Annotated in this window: 20 protein-coding genes; 14 read left to right on the plus strand and 6 right to left on the minus strand. The window is 70.2% G+C overall.

The features are described 5' to 3' along the window. Window positions 1-21: 21 nt before the first annotated feature. A complete protein-coding gene (locus tag ACFWV3_RS06785) occupies window positions 22-1218 on the plus strand; it encodes a hypothetical protein (RefSeq protein ID WP_382409085.1) in 1197 nt (398 codons plus the stop codon). A gap of 2 nt (window positions 1219-1220) precedes the next feature. On the opposite strand, the gene ACFWV3_RS06790 is transcribed toward ACFWV3_RS06785, so the two are convergent. Next, window positions 1221-2366, minus strand: coding sequence for a molybdopterin molybdotransferase MoeA (locus ACFWV3_RS06790; RefSeq protein ID WP_382409087.1), 1146 nt, complete (start codon window positions 2364-2366; stop codon window positions 1221-1223). 62 nt (window positions 2367-2428) lie between these two features. On the opposite strand from ACFWV3_RS06790, the gene ACFWV3_RS06795 reads away from it, so the two are divergent. From ACFWV3_RS06795 to ACFWV3_RS06820, 6 genes are all read left to right on the plus strand, one after another. Beyond that, window positions 2429-3670, plus strand: a complete 1242-nt coding sequence (locus ACFWV3_RS06795; protein ID WP_382409089.1) for an MFS transporter — start codon at window positions 2429-2431, stop codon at window positions 3668-3670. Beyond that, window positions 3667-4206, plus strand: a complete 540-nt coding sequence (locus ACFWV3_RS06800; protein WP_382409091.1) for a hypothetical protein — start codon at window positions 3667-3669, stop codon at window positions 4204-4206. Before ACFWV3_RS06795 ends, ACFWV3_RS06800 begins: the two co-directional genes overlap by 4 nt. After that, window positions 4100-4900: a formate dehydrogenase accessory sulfurtransferase FdhD gene (gene fdhD / locus ACFWV3_RS06805; RefSeq protein WP_382409093.1), complete on the plus strand. Its 801-nt coding sequence runs from the start codon at window positions 4100-4102 to the stop codon at window positions 4898-4900. Before ACFWV3_RS06800 ends, fdhD begins: the two co-directional genes overlap by 107 nt. Window positions 4901-4993: 93 nt before the next feature. Further along, entirely contained in the window at window positions 4994-5863 is an 870-nt protein-coding gene (locus ACFWV3_RS06810) for an ABC transporter ATP-binding protein (protein WP_382409095.1), read from the plus strand. A gap of 1 nt (window position 5864) precedes the next feature. After that, complete coding sequence (locus ACFWV3_RS06815) at window positions 5865-6932, plus strand: ABC transporter permease (protein ID WP_382409097.1); 1068 nt, start codon at window positions 5865-5867, stop codon at window positions 6930-6932. A gap of 4 nt (window positions 6933-6936) precedes the next feature. After that, a complete protein-coding gene (locus ACFWV3_RS06820; protein WP_382409099.1) occupies window positions 6937-7848 on the plus strand; it encodes a Gfo/Idh/MocA family protein in 912 nt (303 codons plus the stop codon). A 21-nt stretch (window positions 7849-7869) separates the two neighbouring features. Here the strand turns inward: ACFWV3_RS06820 and ACFWV3_RS06825 are convergent, their stop codons facing one another. Further along, a complete protein-coding gene (locus tag ACFWV3_RS06825) occupies window positions 7870-8709 on the minus strand; it encodes an alpha/beta fold hydrolase (protein ID WP_382409101.1) in 840 nt (279 codons plus the stop codon). A 108-nt stretch (window positions 8710-8817) separates the two neighbouring features. Between ACFWV3_RS06825 and ACFWV3_RS06830 the strand changes: the two genes are divergently transcribed. Then, window positions 8818-9537 (plus strand): SDR family NAD(P)-dependent oxidoreductase, encoded by a 720-nt coding sequence (locus ACFWV3_RS06830; protein ID WP_382409103.1) that lies wholly within the window; start codon window positions 8818-8820, stop codon window positions 9535-9537. Here the strand turns inward: ACFWV3_RS06830 and ACFWV3_RS06835 are convergent. The 3 genes from ACFWV3_RS06835 to sucC all read right to left on the minus strand — a co-directional run bounded on the left by ACFWV3_RS06835 (window position 9500) and on the right by sucC (window position 12178). Next, entirely contained in the window at window positions 9500-10099 is a 600-nt protein-coding gene (locus ACFWV3_RS06835) for a DedA family protein (RefSeq protein WP_382409105.1), read from the minus strand. The genes ACFWV3_RS06830 and ACFWV3_RS06835 overlap by 38 nt on opposite strands. A 91-nt stretch (window positions 10100-10190) precedes the next feature. Beyond that, complete coding sequence (gene sucD, locus ACFWV3_RS06840) at window positions 10191-11072, minus strand: succinate--CoA ligase subunit alpha (RefSeq protein ID WP_382409107.1); 882 nt, start codon at window positions 11070-11072, stop codon at window positions 10191-10193. Beyond that, window positions 11072-12178 carry an ADP-forming succinate--CoA ligase subunit beta gene (gene sucC, locus ACFWV3_RS06845; RefSeq protein ID WP_382409109.1) on the minus strand — a complete coding sequence of 369 codons (1107 nt, stop codon included), beginning with the start codon at window positions 12176-12178 and terminating at the stop codon, window positions 11072-11074. The genes sucD and sucC overlap by 1 nt, the downstream gene beginning before the upstream one ends. A gap of 147 nt (window positions 12179-12325) precedes the next feature. On the opposite strand from sucC, the gene ACFWV3_RS06850 reads away from it, so the two are divergent. The 6 genes from ACFWV3_RS06850 to ACFWV3_RS06875 all read left to right on the plus strand — a co-directional run bounded on the left by ACFWV3_RS06850 (window position 12326) and on the right by ACFWV3_RS06875 (window position 20562). Then, a complete protein-coding gene (locus ACFWV3_RS06850) occupies window positions 12326-14014 on the plus strand; it encodes a thiamine pyrophosphate-binding protein (RefSeq protein ID WP_382409111.1) in 1689 nt (562 codons plus the stop codon). Window positions 14015-14023: 9 nt separating this feature from the next. Beyond that, window positions 14024-15253, plus strand: coding sequence for a formyl-CoA transferase (gene frc, locus ACFWV3_RS06855; protein ID WP_382409113.1), 1230 nt, complete (start codon window positions 14024-14026; stop codon window positions 15251-15253). A 20-nt stretch (window positions 15254-15273) separates the two neighbouring features. Next, window positions 15274-17421: an acetate--CoA ligase family protein gene (locus tag ACFWV3_RS06860; protein ID WP_382409115.1), complete on the plus strand. Its 2148-nt coding sequence runs from the start codon at window positions 15274-15276 to the stop codon at window positions 17419-17421. A gap of 151 nt (window positions 17422-17572) precedes the next feature. Next, complete coding sequence (locus tag ACFWV3_RS06865; protein WP_382409117.1) at window positions 17573-19078, plus strand: Nramp family divalent metal transporter; 1506 nt, start codon at window positions 17573-17575, stop codon at window positions 19076-19078. Between the two features lie 2 nt (window positions 19079-19080). Next, on the plus strand, window positions 19081-19518 hold the full coding sequence (locus ACFWV3_RS06870) for a hypothetical protein (RefSeq protein WP_382409119.1): 438 nt from the start codon (window positions 19081-19083) through the stop codon (window positions 19516-19518). 30 nt (window positions 19519-19548) lie between these two features. Next, window positions 19549-20562, plus strand: coding sequence for a TerC family protein (locus ACFWV3_RS06875; RefSeq protein ID WP_382409379.1), 1014 nt, complete (start codon window positions 19549-19551; stop codon window positions 20560-20562). Here the strand turns inward: ACFWV3_RS06875 and ACFWV3_RS06880 are convergent. After that, a complete protein-coding gene (locus ACFWV3_RS06880) occupies window positions 20553-20744 on the minus strand; it encodes a hypothetical protein (RefSeq protein ID WP_382409121.1) in 192 nt (63 codons plus the stop codon). The two genes, ACFWV3_RS06875 and ACFWV3_RS06880, sit on opposite strands and share 10 nt — an antisense overlap. Between the last annotated feature and the right edge of the window lie 35 nt (window positions 20745-20779).

The raw sequence follows: 20779 nt of genomic DNA on the forward strand, positions 1-20779 counted from the left end.
AAACGTCGAGCGGGAGGCGACATGACTCTGCAGGACTACCTGGCTGCTGGGGCGCTCGCGGCGGGCGTTCTGGCGTTGCCAGCGGCATGGGCGGCGTGGTCGAGCTGGCGAACTACGAGACAGGCGGGGGGAAAGGATCGGTTCCTCGACCACCTGCGCTCGCTCCGCGACAACCAGGGGACGCTGACACGCCGAGTGCTGGAGGCGAGCCCGGAGCGCCTACGCCAACCTGGCCTGCCGTTGCTCACCAAGCCGGAATGGTCGCTCGTAGTTCCCTTCGACCTTGCCGACATCAAGGTCGAGTGGCTTGACGGGCAGCTCGATGATGTCACCAAGTTGCGTCGTGCATCCTCCAAGGTTCTGGCCAAGCTGCGGATCGCACCCATTACTCGGTACAGCACTGCTCTGGTTGAGATCGCGGGACTGACGAGGTTGTTCGACGGAGTGATCTACCGGCTGATCGAGGCCGAGTTCACCGCGGACGTCAAGCGAATGGTCTTCTGCAGGGCCACTTACTTCGCAGACCTCGACACCAGCGAGGTGCTCGCGTTCGAAGCCCAGACGTCACGTCGCAGGCCGTATCGCAGACGCTTGCAGGATCCATTCGACTTCCGCAGGCGGGTGGCCGGCCTTGGTATCGACACGCTGACGATCCGGCGCGACGGTGAACGGGCAGGGTTCTTCTTGCATCGACGTGATCCGAAGAACGTCGTGAACAACGCGTCCATGATCGGCCTGATACCAGCGGGAGAGTTCACACCCTCCGATGTGTCGAGCGAGGCGATGTCGCGCGATCTCGACCTTTGGAAGAACATCATGCGTGAGTATGCCGAGGAGATGCTCGGAGTACCAGACGCGCAAGGGCAGGGCGGTAGGTGGATCGACTACGCCTCGGAGTCGCCCTTCTGGGAACTCGAAATGGCAAGGGCTACAGGGCAATTGCAAGTCAAGGTTCTGGGGCTCGGGATCGACCCGCTCCCGTGGAAGACCGAGCTTCTCACCGTGTGCGTCATAGACGCGGAGGTATTCGACCGCATCTTCGCTCCGGTTCCGGTGCGCAACGAGGAGGGAATCATCATCGCCGGTGATCGCAAGAACGGGCTGCTGTTCGACGCGACTACCGTTGACCGCTATTGCCGCGAGCCGGACGTTTCCCCGAACACGCAAGCATGTCTCAGGTTGGCTTGGCGGTACCGAGATCAGCTTGGACTCAGCTGACCTCATAAGATCAGCAGCTCGACCGCACCTCCCGCGTGACCGGGCGGCACCACCGCGAGAGCGTCCGCGAGCGCCGCACCCCACAACGAACCGGGCCGGTCGTGGCCGACGGGCACGGCTTCGGCCCCGGTCAGGACCACCGGAACCAGCCGGGTGTCGCGCGGGTGAGCGTTCACACCCGTCAGGTGCGCGGTGGTGGCCGGGCGTCCGGCGTGGCCGCCGAGTGCGTCGAGCAGCGGGTGGAGCAACGTCAGGACCGCGGCCAGCGCGGCGAACGGGTTGCCCGGCAGGCCCACGACGCAGCGGCCGTCGGGCAGCACGGCCAGCAGCATCGGGTGACCGGGGCGGCAGGCGACGCCGCTGACCAGGACCTCGGCACCCAGGCCCGCGAGGACGTGGCGCAGGTGGTCGGCCGGGCCCTTCGACGTCGCGCCGCAGGTGACGAGGACGTCGGCGTGGTCCTGGCCGAGCGCGCCGGCGAGAGCGGCCGGGTCGTCGGGCAGGTGCGTGGTGCCGAGCAGGTCCGCCCCGGTGAGGAGGCCGGGGAGCATCGGGCCGATGGCGTCGCGGACGCGTCCAGGCCGCGGCGGGCCCGCGTGCAGGAGTTCGTCGCCGGTGACGACCACGGCGACGCGGGGGCGGCGGTGGACGAGCAGGGTGTCGTGGCCGGCGCCCGCGGCCAGGCCCAGGACCGCGGGGGAGACGGTGGTGCCCGCCGGGACGAGCTCGTCACCGGCTGACCAGTCCTCGCCGCGACGGCGGACGTGCTTGCCTGCCAAAGAAGTGCCGGTCACCGCCAGGCCGGTCAAGGGCAGGCCGTCGACCGTGCACAGCTCCACCGGGACCACCGCGTCCGACCCGTCCGGCACCGGCGCGCCCGTCGCCACCACGAACGCCTCACCCGGCCCCAGCCGCACAGAAGGCACCGGGTCGCCGGCCGCCACGCGACCGCGGACCGTCCACGGACCGGGACCGGCCACCGCGTAGCCGTCCATGGCGGACGTGTCGCAGGTCGGCTGGCTGGTCAGCGCACGCACGCCCGAGGCGAGCGCGAAACCGAGCGCGTCGCCCAGCGCCAGTTCGACGGCCTCCAGCGGCTTCGCGGCGGCGCGAGCTGTCTGGCGGGCCAGCGTCCAGGGCGTGGTCATCCTGCCTCCCGTGGTATAGCCTACCGAATACTGTATGCAATCCTCGGGACGGGGTGAAGTGCATGCCAGTCGCGACTTACGTGCGGGACCACGTCGGCAGGCTCTACCGGGTGGGGGAGACCGACGTCGAGGTGGCGGGCCGGTCGCGCCGCACGGTGCTGTGGGCGGCCTGGGCGGCGATGCTCGCGGCCGGGATCGGGCAGTACGGGTTCGGCGCGCTGATCCCGCGGCTGCAGGACCGGTGGAGCGTGCCGGAGCTGTTCTGGGCCTTGGCGTTGTGGACCGTCTGCCAGGCCGGCACGGCGTTCCCCGCTGCCTGGCTGAGACAGCGGAACAGACTCACCCCGACCGGCGCGCTGTGGGTCGGCGCGCTGCTGTGCGGCACGGGCCTGCTCACGCTCGGGCAGGGGCAGCTGGCCGGGTACTCGGTGCTCGGCGGCATCGGCGCCGGGCTGGTCTACTCGACGTGCCTGGGCACGGTGGTGCGGTGGTACCCGGAACGGGTCACGCGCAAGGTCGCGTTCGTCAGCGCCGCGTTCCCGTACGGGTCGGTGCCGTTCGTCGTGCCGGCCGGGATGTTCTTCGGCGACGGGTTCCTGCTGCAGGCTGCGGTCGTGGTCACCGCGGTCGTCGCGGTGGCCGGCGTGGTGGTGAAGGACCCGCCCGACCACTGGTGGCCGCCGCACGTCCCGCCGCGCGAGTGGGCGCTCGACCGCGCGCGGGTGCCGAACCGGGCCGCGCTCAAGGAGTTCAGCACGCGCGAAGCGGTGCGGTGCGGCACTTTCTGGTGGCTCTACGGCGGGGTGGCGTTCGCGGCGGCGGTGTCGCTCTACGACCTCGCGTACCTGCCGTTGTTCGTGCAGGACCGGACTTCGGGGGTGATCGCCCTGGCGACCCTCGCCGCGGCGACGGGAACCGGACGGGTGCTGGTCGGCTGGATCTCGGACCGGGTCGGCCGGCGCAGGGCGCTCGTCTGGACGCTGGTGACCGGCGGGCTGGCGCAGTTCGTGGTGCTGTACTCCCACAACGTCGCGGGGCTCGTCATCGGCGCCACGCTGGCCGGCTTCGGCACGGGCTGCTGCTACTCGTTGCTCGTCGGCGTCACCAGGGAGTACTTCGGCGAGACCAACGGCGCGCAGAACTTCGGCGTGCTCTACACCGCCAAGGCGGCCGGTGCGGTCATCGCCGCGATCGTGCTCGCCTCGCAGGGCCCGGCGTTCGCGTTCGTCGGGGCGGGCGTGCTGGGGCTCGCGGGCGCCGTGCTCACGGCACACCTGTCGCAGCCGGGAAGGCCGCGGCTGTGAGCCGCGTGCCCAGGCTCACCAAGGGCTGGCACCGCACGCCCGCGAACGGGTGCTGCCTGATGGAACTGACGTCGGTGCTCGCGGGCGAGGTGTGGTCGGACCGGCCCGCCTGCGTGCACCCGGTGCTGGCGTGCGTGGCCAGGTGCGTGAACGACCGGTCCACAGAGGACGGACGGCGCAGGCTGCTTCCGTTCGCCACCAGGGTGATCGGGACGGAGCACGCCCCGGCGCACCGGCTGGTCGCGCACTGCGCGCGCCGGGCGGGGATCGAGGCACCGCGGTGGTGGCCCGGCACCTGGGTCGTGGCGCGGGCCGTGCGGACGATGACCGGGGACGAGGTGTTGCGGCGCCTGCTCGACGAGTGCGTCGCGATCTGCGGGGAGGCGGGCCATGGGACGGGTGACGAGCAGGCGGCGCGTGGTGCGGCTGGTGGACGACGCGGTCACCGCGCGACCGGACACGCTGGCGGTCGAGGAGCCGCTGGAGATCCGCGTGCGCGGCAAGTCCCTCGCCGTCACCATGCGCACGCCGGGTGACGACTTCGACCTGGCAGCCGGGTTCCTCGTCAGCGAGGGCGTCGTGCGGGCCCCGTCCGACATCGCCTCCATCCGCTACTGCGCGGGCGCGACGGCCGACGGGAGCAACACCTACAACGTGCTCGACGTCGGCCTCGGCGACGGCGTCGCGCCGCCAGATCCGTCGATCGAGCGCAACTTCTACACCACGTCGTCGTGCGGCCTGTGCGGCAAGGCGAGCCTCGACGCCGTGCGCACCACCGCGACCTGGCAGGTGGCGGCCGACCCGATCCGGCTCGACCCGCGGGCGGTCACCGAGTTCCCGACGAGACTCCGTGCCGCGCAACGGGTCTTCGACCGCACGGGCGGCCTGCACGCGGCGGGGTTGTTCGACGCGGACGGCGCCCTGCTCTGCCTGCGGGAGGACGTGGGCCGGCACAACGCCGTCGACAAGGTCGTCGGCTGGGCCACCCGCGGCGGACGGCTGCCGCTGACCGGCACCGTGCTGATGGTGAGCGGCCGGGCGTCGTTCGAGCTGGTGCAGAAGGCGGTCATGGCGGGGATCCCGGTGCTCACGGCGGTGTCCGCGCCGTCGTCGCTGGCCGCCGACCTCGCGGAGGAGATGGGCGTGACGCTGGTCGGGTTCCTGCGCGGCAACTCGATGAACGTCTACACGGGAGCGCACCGGCTCGGCGTCACCGCCGGAGCCCGTTAGCCCGTCCACGCGCATTGGGCCGATCAGCGTCCTCCGCGAGGAGGAGGTCCCGCGACGGACGCGATCTTGGGCGCGCCCGCATACCGTTCTCCCATGTTGACTGTGAGGGGGATCAGCCGGAGCTTCGGCGACCACCGGGTGCTCGACGACGTCAGCTTCGACGTCAAGCCCGGCCGCATGACGGGGTTCCTGGGTGCCAACGGGTCCGGCAAGACGACCACGATGCGCATCGTGCTGGGGGTGCTCGCCGCGCACGGGGGCACGGTGAGCTGGCAGGGGGACGAGGTCCGGCCGTCGAACCGGCCGGACTTCGGCTACATGCCGGAGGAACGCGGGCTCTACCCGAAGATGAAGGTGCGCGACCAGATCACCTGGCTCGGCCGCCTGCACGGGATGGACAGGGTGAAGGCGCAGGCCAACACCGAGGCGCTGCTCGAGGACCTGGAGCTCACCGGCCGCGCGGGGGACCGGCTGGAGGAGCTGTCGCTCGGCAACCAGCAGCGCGTGCAGATCGCCGCCGCGCTGGTGCACGACCCGGACGTGCTGATCCTCGACGAGCCGTTCTCCGGCCTCGACCCGATCGCCGTCGAGACCGTGCTGGACGTGCTGCGCAAGCGGGCCGCGAACGGGGTGCCCGTGCTGTTCTCCAGCCACCAGCTCGCGATCGTGGAACGGCTCTGCGACGACGTCGTGATCATCTCGAAAGGACGGATCGCGGCGAAGGGGTCGCGCGAGGAGCTGCGCCGCACGCACGCGGGCGAGCGCTACGAGATCGTCGTCGCGGAGGACGCGGGCTGGGTCCGCGACGTGCCCGGTGTGGCGATCCTGGAGCTCGACGGGCCGCGCGCCGTGTTCGAGTCCGTGCCGCAGCAGGTGCTCAAGGCCGCGCTGGACCGCGGTGAGGTCCGTTCGTTCACCCCGGTCGTGCCCACGCTCGACGAGATCTTCAAGGAAGTGATCTGACATGGCACGCGCCTCGTTCTCCCAGGCGACCTGGCTCGTCGCCGAACGGGAGATGAAGACCCTCGTCTCGTCCAAGGGCTTCTGGGTCGGGTTCGCCTTCACGATCGTCGGGCTGTTCGCGCTCACGGTGCTGCCCACGGTCTTCGGCGGGGACGACCCGAAGGTCGCCGCGGTCGGCTCGGCCGTGCAGGCGGTGCAGGGCAAACCGCTGGACGTGCGCGAGGTCGGCAGCGTCCAGGAAGCCGCCGACCTGGTCAGGTCCGACGACGTCGAGGCCGCGGTCGTGCCGGACGGCGGCGGGATCAAGGTCCTCGCCCTGAACGACCCGCCCAACGACGTGATCCGCCAGCTCGTCGAGGCACCGCCGGTCGAGCTGCTCGACCCGTCCGCGGTGACCTCCGCCCAGCGCTCGGTGACCGTGGTCGTGTTCGGGCTGGTGTTCCTGATGTTCGGCATGGGCGGCGCGGCGATCGCGCAGAGCACCGTGACCGAGAAGCAGACGCGGATCGTGGAGATCCTGGTGTCGACGGTGCCGGTGCGGGCGCTGCTCGCGGGCAAGATCCTCGGGCACACGATCCTGACGTTGTGCCAGGTGGTGGTGCTGGCGCTCGCCGCACCGATCGCGCTGCGCGTCGCCGGGCTGTCCGAGCTGCTGGCGGTGGTCGTGCCGGCGCTGGGGTGGTTCGTGCCGTTCCTGATGCTCGGGTTCGTGCTCATCTCGTCGCTGTGGGCGGTCGCGGGCGCGCTGGTCAGCCGCCAGGAGGACCTCGGCTCGACGATGGGCCTCGTCATGCTCGCGGTGATGGGCCCGTACTTCGCCGTGCAGTTCCTGTTCGAGAACTCCGGTGCGCTCGCGGTGCTGTCGTACGTGCCGTTCTCGGCGGGCGTCGCCATGCCGGTGCGGATGTTCGCGCAGCAGGCGCAGCCGTGGGAGGCGCTCGTCTCGATGGGCGTCCTCGCCGCCACGGTCGTGGTGATCCTGCTCGTCGCGTCGAGGCTCTACACCGGATCGCTGCTGCAGACCGGCGGCCGGGTGAAGCTGGCGAAGGCCTGGGCACCGGCAGAATAGGCGCATGACCGCTGACCCGATCCGCCTCGCCGTCGTCGGCCTGGGAGCCATGGGCACCCGGATGCTGACGGCGGCGCTGGCACATCCCGGCTACACCGTGGTCGCGGGCGTCGACCTCGCCCCGCGCACGCTCGACGTCCCCGTCGTCACCTCGCTCGACGAGGTGCTGTCCGATGTGGACGCCGTGTACGTCTCGACACCACCAGCGTCGCACGCCGCGCTGGTGCTGCAGGCGTTCGACGCGGGCAAGGCGGTGTTCTGCGAGAAACCGCTCGCCGTCGACCTCGGCGAGGCCCGCAAGATGGCCGAAGCGGCACGGGGACGGCCCAACGCGGTCAACTTCGCGCTGTCGGACATGGTCGCGACGATCGAGATCGAACGGCGGCTGCCCGAGCTCGGCTCGCTGCGCGGTGCGGAGGTCCGGCTGCAGTTCCCGCGCTGGCCCAGGGCGTTCCAGGCGGACGCGACCTGGCTCGCGCGGTCGGAGCAGGGCGGGTTCGTGCGCGAGGTGCTGTCGCATTTCGTCTACCTCACCGACCGGGTGCTCGGGCCGCTCACCGTCGAGTCGGTGTCGTCGGACTTCCCCTCGGCGGGCGCCGCCGAGGTGGCCTCGCGCGGTCTGCTGCGCGGCGGCGGGGTGCCGGTGCACGTGTCGGCGTTCTCGGAGCTGGCCGGGCCCGAGGTCTACGAGTGGACCCTGTGGGGGACCGAACGGTCGCTGCGGCTCGACCAGTGGGCCAGGCTGTCCGTTTCGGACGGTGGCGCGTGGGAGCCGGTGGAGCTGGAGCAGACCGGGTCCGACTACTCGCGGCTCACGTTGTTCGCGGAGGCGGTGCGCGGTGAGCACCCGCGGCACCTGGCGGACTTCGAGAGCGGGCTGCGGGTCGCCGAGGTGGTCGAGGCCTTCCTGCGGTAGGCCCCGACCACCGGAGCCGTCTCAGCCGAGCACCTCGCGCAGCTTGACGCCGAACTCCTCCGGCTTGCCGGCCCAGCCGAACTCGCCGCCGATGAACCCGCCGTGGTGGCTCGGGAACACGACGGCCTCCTGGCCCAGCAACCGTGCCGTGTGGACGGCCGTGCGCGCGGTGAACGCGTCGCCCGTCTCCTCGCCGACCGCGATCACCACGCGGGTGGACGCGGCCTTCAGCGCGTCGACCCGCGGGTGGTAGTCGGTGATCGCCAGCGAGGAGGTGCCGAGCAACGGGTCGTCGCGCCTGCCGTCGTCCGCGGCCGGCATGTCGAACTGGGCCGGGTCCGGCGCGGGCAGCGCGGCGTACTCGTCGGTGTACTCGCCCTGCCAGGAGCTCATCTGCAGGAACGCCGCCATGCCCGAGCCCCAGCCCTTGGCCTGGTAGACGTCCATGAACCCGTCGCGCGCACGGCGGGCGGCGGCCGCGTCGGGCAGCACGTCGATGATCGGCGGCTCGTGCGCGACGAGCGTGACGACGTCGTCCGGGTAGGCGGCGACGAGCTCGAGGGCCGTCACGGCACCGCCGCTGGACGCGAACAGGTCGACCGGGCCGCCGACGGCCTGGATCACCGCGTGCACGTCGGCCGCCTGCACCTCGGGCGTGTTGTCCGTGCGGCCGTCGGAGCGGGTGCTCCTGCCGAGGCCGCGCGGGTCGTAGGTGATCACCATGCGGTCGGGGAACTGGTCGCGCAGCGCCGCGAAGCCGCTCGCGTCCATGGGCTGGCCGATCATCATCAACGGGCGGCCCTCGCCGCTCACGTCGTAGGTGATGGCCGCGTCGCCGGTCTCGAGAACGTGGGTTTCCATCGATTTCTCCGCAGTCGGTCGGGTCTGAACAGCGTAGTCACAGACGTGAACCCCGCTGGGCTGACAGGCCGATCGACCTGCGCCGATTCCGCTGTTATCAACGATCGCATGACACGAACAGCAGTGGTGACCGGCGGCGGCACGGGCATCGGCAGGGCGGTGGCGGCCCGGCTCGTCGAGCAGGGCCTGGACGTGGTGGTGACGGGACGCCGGGAGGACGTCCTGAAGGCGGCGGCGCAGGAGATCGGGGCACGGGCGGTGGTGTTCGACGCGTCCGACCCGGAGGCGGTCGAGGCGGCGCTGAGCGACCTGCCGTCGTCGGTGGACGTCCTGGTGAACAACGCGGGCGGCAACATGGGCCGCCGGCTGCCCGCGCCGCAGAACCTGACCGACGTGCGGAACCTGTGGCTCGCCAACTACGAGTCCAACGTGGTCAGCGCCGTGCTCGTCACGACCGCGCTGGAACCGCGCCTCGCCGACAACGCCCGCGTGGTCACGATCGGCTCGATCGCGGGCCGGCGCGGCTCGGGCGCTTACGGCGCGGCGAAGGCGGCCGTCGAGGCGTGGACCGCCGACCTCGCGTTCGCGGTGGGGGCGCGGGGGATCACGGTCAACGTGGTGTCGCCGGGCGTCACCGCGGACACCGAGTTCTTCGGCGGCACGCTGTCGGAGGAGCGCCGCAAGAAGCTCGTCGGCACCCCTGCCAACGGCCGCGCGGGCACCCCGGCGGACGTGGCGGCGGCGGTCACGTTCCTGACCTCACCGGAGGCAGGGCACGTCACCGCCCAGGTCATCGGTGTGAACGGCGGAGCCGGGCTCGGACGCTGAACGCGACCACCGCCACCAGCACGACGAGCAGCGCCACCCACGAGAACTCGGCGAGGTAGTGCTCGGCGGCCTCTCCGACGAAGTAGACGGCCGCCGTCGTGCCCCCGGCCCACGCGATGCCGCCCGCCGCGTTGGCCAGCAGGAACTTCCCGTAGTGCATGCCCATCGTGGCCGCGAGCGGACCGGACAGGATGCGCAGCAACGCCACGAACCGCCCGAAGAACACCGCCCAGGCGCCGAAGCGCTCGAACACGCCGCGGGCGCGGTCGACCTTGTCCTGACTGAAGTGGCGGGGGAACTTCTCTCCCGCCCACCCGAAGACGCGCGGCCCGAACCGCTTGCCCAGCGCGTACCCGACGCTGTCGCCGATGATCGCCCCGGCCGACGCCGAGATGCCGACGACGAGAGGCGAGACGCCGTCGTGGTGCGAGGCCATCAACGCCGCCGTGACGAGCACGATCTCGCCGGGCAACGGGATGCCGACGCTCTCGATGCCCACGACCAGGCCCACGACGAGGTAGACCGCGAGCGGGGGAACGGTGTGGAGCCACTGCGCGAGCACGTCCGCGATCTTCCCCCACGTGGCGGAGTTCGGCCACGGGAGACGCGGGGGCGGCGGTTCGGGACCGCCGCCCCGGCCGGACGGTCCAGGGTCAGCCGGCCGTGAGGATCGCCCTGGCCAGTGCCGCCGTCTCCGACGGCGTCCTGCCGACCCTGATCCCCACCGCCTCCATCGCCCGCTTCTTGGCCTCCGCCGTGCCCGAGGACCCCGAGACGATCGCGCCCGCGTGGCCCATCGTCCTGCCCTCGGGCGCGGTGAAGCCGGCGACGTAGCCGACGACGGGCTTGGTCACGTTGTCCCGCACGAACTCCGCCGCGCGTTCCTCCGCGTCGCCGCCGATCTCGCCGATCATCACGATCAGCTCGGTCTCGGGGTCGGCCTCGAACGCCTCGATCGCGTCGATGTGCGTGGTGCCGACGATCGGGTCGCCGCCGATGCCGACGCACGTGGTGAAGCCGAAGTCCTTCAGCTCGTGCATCAGCTGGTAGGTCAGCGTTCCCGACTTCGACACCAGGCCGATCGACCCCGGTTTGGTGATGTCCGCGGGGATGATGCCCGCGTTGGACTTGCCGGGGCTGATGACGCCGGGGCAGTTCGGGCCGATGATCCGGGTCGGCGAACCGGAGGCGTGCGCCCAGAAGCGTGCCGTGTCGTGGACCGGGACGCCCTCGGTGATCACGACGGCCAGGCCGATGCCCGCGTCGACCGCCTCGGTCACGGCGTCGCCGGTGAACGCGGGCGGCACGAAGAGCACCGACACGGTCGCGTCCGTCTCGGCCATCGCCTCGGCCACCGTGCCGAACACCGGCAGCGTCACGTCGTCGAACGCGACGGACGTGCCCGCCTTGCGTGCGTTCACACCGCCGACGACCCGCGTGCCGGCCGCGAGCATCCGGCGGGTGTGCTTGGCACCCTCCGAGCCCGTCATGCCCTGCACGATCACGCGGCTGGTCTCGTCGAGGAAGATCGCCATCAGGACTCCTCGGTGGTCGAGGCGAGGGCGGCGGCACGGCTCGCCGCGTCGTCCATCGTCTGCGCCACGGTGATCAGCGGGTGCCGTGCCTCGTCGAGGATCCGGTGGCCCGCGGCGGCGTTGTTGCCGTCCAGCCGGACGACCAGCGGTTTGCCGGCGCGGTCGCCCAGGATCCCGAGCGCCTGCACGATCCCGTCGGCCACCGCGTCGCACGCCGTGATGCCGCCGAACACGTTCACGAACACGCTGCGCACGGACGGGTCGGACAGCACCACGTCGAGACCGTCCGCCATCACCCGGGCCGACGCGCCGCCGCCGATGTCGAGGAAGTTCGCGGGCGCGGCACCCGCCAGCGCCACGACGTCCAAAGTGGACATGACGAGGCCCGCGCCGTTGCCGATGACACCCACGGTGCCGTCGAGCTTGACGTAGTTCAGGCCCTTCGCGGCTGCCCGCACCTCGAGCGGGTCGCCCTCGAAGCCTCCAGCGGGACGGGAGTGCCGGAACGACGCGTTGTCGTCCAGCGTCACCTTGCCGTCGAGGGCGACGACGCGGCCGTCCTTGGTGCGTGCCAACGGGTTCACCTCGACCAGGGTGGCGTCCTCGGCGACGAAGACCTTCCACAGGGCGGAAGCGACGGCGTTCACCTCCGCCGCGACCTCGGGCGGGAACACCGCGGCCGCGTCGAAGGACGAGGCGGGCATCCGGGTGATGGAGTCCGCCATCTCCTCGATCTCCACGCCGCCCGTCGCCGACGCCATCGCCATGAACGTCCTGCCGGCACGGTCCAGCAGGAACGACAGGTAGTACTCCTCGGCTATCTCGCTCGCCTCGGTCACCAGGACCTCGCGCACGGTGTGGCCCTTGATGTCCATCCCCAGGATGGCGGAGGCGCGGGCGAAGGCCTCGTCGGGTGTGGAAGCGAGCTTGACGCCGCCGGCCTTGCCGCGCCCGCCGGTCTTCACCTGGGCCTTCACCACGACCGTGCCGCCGAGCACGGAGGCGGCCTCGCGCGCGGACTCAGGAGTGGCCGCCACGACACCGCGTGGAACGGGCACCCCGTGGCGCTCGAAGAGGTCTCGCGCCTCGTGTTCCAGAAGATCCACCGTCTACGTCCTCTCGCCGAAAACTTGCGGCCGTCTATGGACATCCGGTTGGTAGCGGAGTAACGATATGCCTACCTCATACGGTATGCAATCTACAGTCGAAGCGCCAAGGGGAGCTGATCGCCGATGACGAGTTCCGCGGAGCCAGTGTCCGATTCCAGTGCGGTGGCCGAGACGATCTCCGGTGGTCACCTGGTCGCCAAGGCGCTCAAGGCCGAGGGTGTCGACACGATCTTCACGCTGTGCGGCGGGCACATCATCGACATCTACGACGGCTGCGTGGACGAGGGCATCGCCGTCGTCGACGTGCGGCACGAGCAGGTCGCGGCGCACGCGGCCGACGGCTACGCGCGCATCACCGGCACACCGGGATGTGCCGTCGTCACCGCCGGGCCGGGGACCACCGACGCCGTCACGGGCGTCGCCAACGCCTTCCGCGCGGAGAGCCCGATGCTGCTGATCGGCGGCCAGGGCGCGCTGAGCCAGCACAAGATGGGCTCGCTGCAGGACCTCCCGCACGTCGACATGATGACGCCGATCACCAAGTTCGCCGCGAACGTCCCGCACACCGCCCGCATCGCGGACATGGTGTCGATGGCGTTCCGGGAGGCGAACGCCGGCGCGCCCGGCCCGTCGTTCCTGGAGATCCCGCGCGACGTCCTCGACGCCAAGGTGCCGCTGAGCACGGCGCGCATCCCGGAGGCGGGTCACTACCGCGCCTCCACGCGCAGCGGCGGCGACCCGCGTGACGTCGAGAAGCTCGCGGACCTGCTGGTGCACGCCAAGAAACCGGCCATCCTGCTGGGCAGCCAGGTGTGGACGACGCGGGCCACGGACTCGGCGATCGAGCTCGTCCGCACGCTCAACATCCCGGCCTACATGAACGGCGCCGGCCGCGGCACGCTGCCTCCCGGCGACGCGCACCACTTCCAGCTGTCGCGCCGGTACGCCTTCGACAACGCCGACGTGATCGTCATCGTCGGCACCCCGTTCGACTTCCGGATGGGCTACGGCCGCAGGCTCTCGCGGAACGCGACGGTCGTGCAGATCGACCTCGACTACCGCACGGTCGGCAAGAACCGCGACGTCGACCTCGGCATCGTCGGCGACGCCGACCTGGTGCTGTCCAGCGCCACGCAGGCCGCGTCGGGCCGTGAGGACAACGGCGCCATGGGGCGCAAGGTGTGGCTGGAGGAGCTGCAGGCCGTCGAGGAGAAGGCCCGGCAGAAGCGCGCCGAGCACCTGCTCTCCGACGACATGCCGATCCACCCGTACCGGCTCGTCAGCGAGATCAACGACTTCCTCACCGAGGACTCCATCTACATCGGCGACGGCGGCGACGTCGTCACGTTCTCCGGGCAGGTGATCCAGCCCAGGTCGCCAGGCCACTGGATGGACCCCGGTCCACTCGGGACACTCGGCGTCGGCGTTCCCTTCGTGCTGGCGGCGAAACTGGCCAGGCCCGACAAGGAGGTCGTCGCGCTCTTCGGCGACGGCGCGTTCAGCCTCACCGGCTGGGACTTCGAGACGCTGGTCCGCTACGACCTGCCGTTCGTCGGGATCGTCGGCAACAACTCGTCGATGAACCAGATCCGCTACGGCCAGGCCGCCAAGTACGGCCTGGAACGCGAGCGGGTCGGCAACACGCTCGGCGACGTGAAGTACGACCAGTTCGCCAAGATGCTCGGCGGCTACGGCGAGGAGGTGCGCGACCCCAAGGACATCGGGCCGGCGCTGCGGCGCGCCCGCGAGTCCGGCAAGCCCTCGCTGATCAACGTGTGGATCGACCCCGACGTGTACGCGCCGGGAACCATGAACCAGACGATGTACAAGTAGGTGAGCCGGATGACCAAGGCCTTGGAGAGCGTCAAAGTCCTCGACATGACGCACGTGCAGTCCGGACCGTCGTCGACCCAGCTGCTCGCCTGGCTGGGTGCCGACGTGGTCAAGCTGGAGACGCCGGGCAAGGGCGACATCACCCGCGGCCAGCTGCGCGACCTGCCCGACGTGGACAGCCTCTACTTCACGATGCTCAACTGCAACAAGCGGAGCATCACGCTCAACATGAAGTCCCCCGAGGGCAAGGAGGTCTTCGAGAAGCTGATCGCCGACGTCGACGTCCTCGTCGAGAACTTCGGCCCCGGCGTCGTCGAACGCTTCGGCTACCCGTGGGAGAAGCTGCACGAGCTCAACCCCCGGCTCGTCTACGCGTCGATCAAGGGCTTCGGCCCCGGCCGCTACGCCGACTTCAAGGCGTACGAGGTGATCGCGCAGGCGATGGGCGGCTCGATGAGCACCACCGGGTTCGAGGACGGGCCGCCGCTCGCCACCGGCGCGCAGATCGGCGACTCCGGGACCGGGATCCACCTGGTGGCCGCGATCCTGGCCGCCCTGTACCAGCGGACGAACACCGGACGCGGGCAGCGCGTCCAGGTCGCGATGCAGGACGCCGTCCTGAACCTGTGCCGGGTGAAGCTGCGCGACCAGCAGCGCCTCACCCACGGACCCCTGGGGGAGTACCCGAACGAGCAGTTCTCCGACGAGGTGCCCCGCTCCGGCAACGCCTCCGGTGGCGGCCAGCCCGGCTGGGCGGTGCGCTGCGCCCCCGGCGGCCCCAACGACTACATCTACGTGATCATCCAGCCGGTCGGCTGGAAGCCGCTGACCGAGCTGATCGGCAAGCCCGAGCTCGCGGAGGACCCGGCCTGGGCCACGCCGGAGGTTCGCCTGTCCAAACTGGACAAGGCGTTCGCGCTGATCGAGGAGTGGACGGAGAAGCACACCAAGTGGGAGGTGATGGACCAGCTCAACGCCCACAACATCCCGTGCGGACCCATCCTGTCCACCAAGGAGATCATCGAGGACGAGACCCTGGCGCAGCTCGGCACCGTGGTCGAGGTGGAGCACCCCGAGCGCGGCACGTTCAAGACGGTCGGCAACCCGCTGAAGCTGTCCGACAGCACGGTCGAGGTCCAGCGCCCGCCGCTGCTCGGTGAGCACAACGACGAGGTCCTCGGAGCACTCGGCTACAGCGCGGACCGCCTCGCGGGACTGCGCGCCGCCGGCGTCATCTAATCCTCTAGGGAGAAGAACCCATGCCGGACAACGGCTACGACCGCGCCGCGGTCGAGAACGTGCTCGCGAAGGTGCGGGCGGAGGGACGTTCCTCGCTCACCGCGCCGGAGGGCAAGCGGGTCTGCGACGCCTACGGGATCGCGACCCCCGCCGAGGCGCTGGCGACGTCGCCGGAGGGCGCCGTGGCGTTCGCCGAGGAGATCGGTTACCCGGTCGTGCTCAAGGTCGTCTCACCGGACATCCTGCACAAGACCGAGGCCGGCGGTGTGCTGGTGGGCCTGAGGAACCCGGCCGAGGTCGCCGAGGGCTACCGCACGATCATCCACAACGCCGGGAACCACAAAGCGGACGCCGACATCACCGGAGTCCAGGTGCAGCAGCAGCTGCCGACCGGCACCGACGTCCACGAGGTGATCGTGGGTGCCGTCACCGACGAGACGTTCGGCAAGATCGTCGCGTTCGGGCTCGGCGGTGTGCTGGTCGAGGTGCTCAAGGACGTCACCTTCCGGCTCGCGCCCACCAGCACCGCCGAGGCGCTGTCGATGGTCGACGGCATCGCGGCCGCGGAGATCCTGCGCGGTGTCCGCGGCGCGCGGGGCGTCGACGCCGGCAGCGTCGCCGACCTCATCCACCGCGTCTCCGACCTCGTCACGGACTTCCCGCAGCTCGCCGAGGTCGACCTCAACCCCGTGCTGGCCACGCCGTCCGGGGCCACCGCGGTCGACGTGCGCATCCTCGTGGACGAGGACGCCGCGCGGGAGCCGGTGAGGTTCACGCGGGACCAGATCCTCGCCTCGATGAACCGGATCATGAAGCCCGCCGCGATCGCCGTGATCGGTGCCTCGAACGAAGAGGGCAAGATCGGCAACTCGGTGATGAGGAACCTCGTCAACGGCGGCTTCGCGGGGGAGATCCACCCGATCAACCCGAAGGCGGACGAGATCCTCGACCGCAAAGCGTTCGCGAGCATCTCCGACGTGCCGGGCGACATCGACGTGGCGGTGTTCGCCATTCCCGCGAAGTTCGTCCCCGCGGCCCTGGAAGAGGTCGGCAAGAAGGGGGTCGCCGGCGCGATCATGATCCCGTCCGGCTTCGGCGAGACGGGCAACGTCGAGCTGCAGAACGAGATCGTGGAGATCGCGCGCAAACACGGCGTGCGCATCCTCGGTCCCAACATCTACGGCTACTACTACACACCGCAGAACCTGAGCGCGACCTTCTGCACCCCGTACGACGTCAAGGGCGGCGTCGCCCTGTCGTCGCAGAGCGGCGGGATCGGCATGGCGATCCTCGGGTTCAGCCGGTCCGCGGGCATGGGTGTCTCCGCGATCGTCGGCGTGGGCAACAAGGCCGACATCGACGAGGACGACCTGCTCACGTTCTTCGAGCAGGATCCGAACACCCAGCTCGTCGCCATGCACCTGGAGGACCTGAAGGACGGCCGGTCTTTCGCGGAAACGGCGAAACGCGTCTCGGAAAAGAAACCGGTCGTCGTGCTCAAGGCCGGTCGCACGGACCAGGGCGCGAAAGCCGCCAGCTCGCACACCGGTGCGTTGGCGGGCAACGACCGCGTCTACGACGACATCCTCAAGCAGAGCGGCGTGATCCGCGCACCCGGACTCAACGACCTGCTGGAGTACGCGCGCGGCATCCCGTTGCTGGCCACGCCGAAGGGCGAGAACGTCGTCATCATCACCGGCGCCGGCGGCTCGGGAGTGCTGCTCTCGGACGCCTGCGTGGACAACGGGTTGTCGTTGATGAGCATCCCGGCCGACCTCGACGAGGCGTTCCGGAAGTTCATCCCGCCGTTCGGCGCGGCGGGCAACCCCGTCGACATCACCGGCGGGGAACCGCCTTCGACGTACCGGAACACCATCGCGCTCGGACTCGCGGACGACCGCATCCACTCGTTGGTCCTGGGCTACTGGCACACCATCGTCACGCCGCCGATGGTGTTCGCGAAGCTCGTGGTCGACGTCGTGGAGGAGTACCGGGCCCACGGCATCCACAAGCCCGTCGTCGCCTCGCTCGCCGGGGACGTGGAGGTCGAGGAGGCCAGCGAGCACCTGTACCGCAACGGTGTGGTTGCGTATCCGTACACGACGGAGAAGCCTGTCGCGGTACTGGGTGCCAAGTACCGGTGGGCTCGTGCCGCCGGCCTGCTGTAGTGGGGCGTGAGCGGTTTTCGGTGCGGTGGCAGCGAAAACCGCTCATGAGTTGCAAGGGAGTGATGGCCCGTCCGCGACCCTGACACGCCCATGGTCGCGAACCCGCCAGAGAGGTCAACGAAGACAGCCGGTCCTCTGGAGGTCGTTAACCGTGGATGATCCCAATCTGGTCGCCCGTGCGGAAACCGCCACGCCACCCCCGACAGCGGGGGAGGAGGAGCGGGTGTGGCCCGCGGGCAGGCTGGAAGCGATGCCCATCAGGAAGCTCCCCGACGCACCACCGTCGATCCACCTGCTCGGTCCCACGGTGTTCCTGGTGGCTCTCGGCGTGGGCATGGGCGAGTCCTACATGTGGCCCCGCCTGGTGCTGGTCTTCGGGCCGGACATCAGGTGGCTCTTCCTGATCGGCGTGTCGTTGCAGGCCGTCGTCATGCTCGAGATGGCGCGGTACGCGATGGCGACCGGGGAGAGCATCTTCTTCGGCGCCGCACGCGTGTTCAAACCGATCATGTGGTTCTTCTTCGTCGTCGCGATCCTCGTCTACATCTGGCCCGGCCACCTCTCCGCCGGGGCCGCGGCCCTGGAGAAGATCACCGGCATACCGTGGACGGTGTCGGCGTGCGTCGGCCTGATCCTGGTCGGGGTGCTGTTCAGCCTCGCCAAGGTCATCTACAACCTGCTCGAGAACCTGCTGTCCATCCTCATCGGACTGCTCGTCGTCAGCACCGCGGTGGTGGCGGCCATGGTCGGCACCTGGGGCGACCTGGTCAGCACGGTGACCGGCATGTTCCAGTTCGGGTACTTCCCGGCGCAGGCCATGTCGCCGGAGTGGTTCCCGATCATCGTCGGCTCGATCGCGTTCGCCGGCCCGTCCGGCATGCAGCAGATGTGGTACACGCTGCACCTGCGCGACAGCGGCGCCGGCATGGGCTCCCACATCCCGAAGCTGCGCGGGTTGCGGCACGCGGGCGAGGAGGAGCAGATGCCCAGCCGCGGCTTCATGTTCGACACCGGCGACAAGGCCGAGCTCGCCAAGTGGAAGGGCTGGCGGCGCTGGGTCACGTTCGACGCCCTGCTGCTCTTCTGGGGCATCACCATGCTCGTCACGATCTCGTTCACGGTCCTCGCGCAGTCGGCGTCGCGGACCTCACCGGACGTCAAGGCGCTCATCGAGTCCGGCGAACGGGAAGCGGCCCTGAACGCGATGTCGGACGCGTTCGCCTCGGCCGGCGGACCGGTGCTGGGCGCGGTGTTCCTCGGGTTCATCGCGCTGATCGGCCTGAACGCCACGCTGGGCCTGTTCGACTCGTTCTCCCGCGGCCAGGCGGACATGACCTACCACTTCGTGCCCGGCGCGAAGCGGTTCCGCATGTCCCACCTCTACGCCGGTTTCCTCTGGGGCGTCATCACCTTCGGCATCCTGATCCTGCTCTTCGGACCGGCCGACGGACCGGGCGCGATCCTCGACGTGCTCGCGTTCCTGTCGACGTTCGCCATGGGCGCCTACTGCGTGGTGCTCCTGCTGGTGAACAACCGGATGCTGCCCAAACCCATCAGGCCCAGGCTGGTCACGAACCTGATCATCGGCTTCGGCGCGGTGTTCTACCTGGGCATGCTGTTCTTCAGCCTCGTCAAGTTCGGCGTCGTGGTGGGCTGACGATGCCGAACCGCGCAGGCTTGCTGAAAGACGCGGTGCCCGGCGCTTTCGTCGGTCTCGCCGCCGGGCTCGTCGCGGGAGGGCTGGCCGCGCTCGTCGGCCAGCCGCTCGGGTGGGCCCTGGTCACGACGGTCGCGCTCGGCCTGCCGCTGGGCGCGTTCGGTGGCGGCTTCGGCCTGCTGGTGGCGGCGGGTGTGCTGCCGGCCGGCCGGTTCGCGCCCGTGGCGCTCTACTGGCTGGTGGCGTTCCCACTGGCCCGACTGGTGCACGAGATCACCGTGGGCCTCGTGCTCACCGGTCAGTTCCGGACGCCACCGGACCTCGCCGGTTTCCTCGCCTACCAGGGGATCGTCAGTCTCGGCTGGGCCATCGGTTTCCTGTGGCTGCACGAGCGCGTCGCGATGCGGCTGCGCGACCGTGCCGCCACGGCCTCCCGCTGACCTCCCCTTCCGACGAAGGAGCCAAGCATGCTGGATCTTCCCGTCTGGGTGTGGATCGCGACCATGGGCGGCATCGCCGCCGTGATCGCGTTCGACTTCTACCTCGTGGCGCGCAAGCCGCACGAACCGTCGTTCCGCGAGTCGTTGTCCTGGGTGGTGTTCTACGTCGGCCTGGCCGTCCTCTTCGGACTCGGCGTCACGCTGGTCGCCGGGCCCGGCCACGGCGGCGAGTTCTTCGCCGGCTGGATCACCGAGTACTCGCTGAGCGTCGACAACCTGTTCGTGTTCGTGCTGATCATGGCTCGCTTCGCGGTGCCGCGGGAGTACCGGCAGAAGGTGCTCGTCGTCGGCATAATCCTGGCGTTGCTGCTGCGCGCCGTGTTCATCGCACTCGGCGCGCAGGCCATCTCGCGGTTCGACTGGCTGTTCTACCTCTTCGGCGCCTTCCTGATCTTCACCGCGTGGAAGCTGCTGCGGCAGGAGGAGACCGAGGAAGCCGAGTTCTCCGAGAACGCCGCGTTGCGCGCCGTGAAGAAGGTCGTGCCGGCGACCACGACCTACCACGGCGCGGCTCTCACGACGCGCGTCGGCGGCAAGCGCGTGGTCACGCCCATGCTGATCGTCATGGTCGCGGTCGGCACCACGGACCTGCTGTTCGCGGTCGACTCGATCCCGGCGATCTTCGGCCTCACCCAGGAGCCCTACCTGGTGCTGACCGCCAACGCGTTCGCGCTGATGGGCCTGCGCCAGCTGTTCTTCCTGGTGGGCGGCCTGCTCGACCGCCTGGTGCACCTGAGCAGGGGACTCGCGGTGGTGCTCGCGTTCATCGGGGTCAAGCTCATCTTCGAGGCGATGCACCACCACGGCGTGTCGTGGGCCCCGGAGATCCCGATCCTGGTGTCCCTCGGGGTGATCGTGGTGACGCTCGCGGTCACCACGGTGTGGAGCCTGCACACCTCGCGGCGGGCCGCCCGGTCCGCGGTCGAGGGTGCCGAGAGCGCCCAGCGGAGCGGGGACGCCCCGGTGAAGGACTCTCAGCCGTGAATCGAGTGGCCTTCGGAGTCGCGGCCGGACCGGAGCGTCCTGGCCACGGCGGCGACGGCCTCGGCGTCCTTGCGCTGCTCGTCCAGCGCGGTGGACAGCCCGAGGCCGATCGCGCGGCCGTCGGCGGAGGCGCCCGGCCTGGGCCGGGTGAGCGAACGGGCGAAGTCCTTGAAGCGGGACATGGTTTTCCTTCCTGCGACGTCGATGGCGGTGTCCG

The organism is Lentzea sp. NPDC059081 (genome assembly GCF_042738015.1).
Lineage (GTDB): Bacteria > Actinomycetota > Actinomycetes > Mycobacteriales > Pseudonocardiaceae > Lentzea.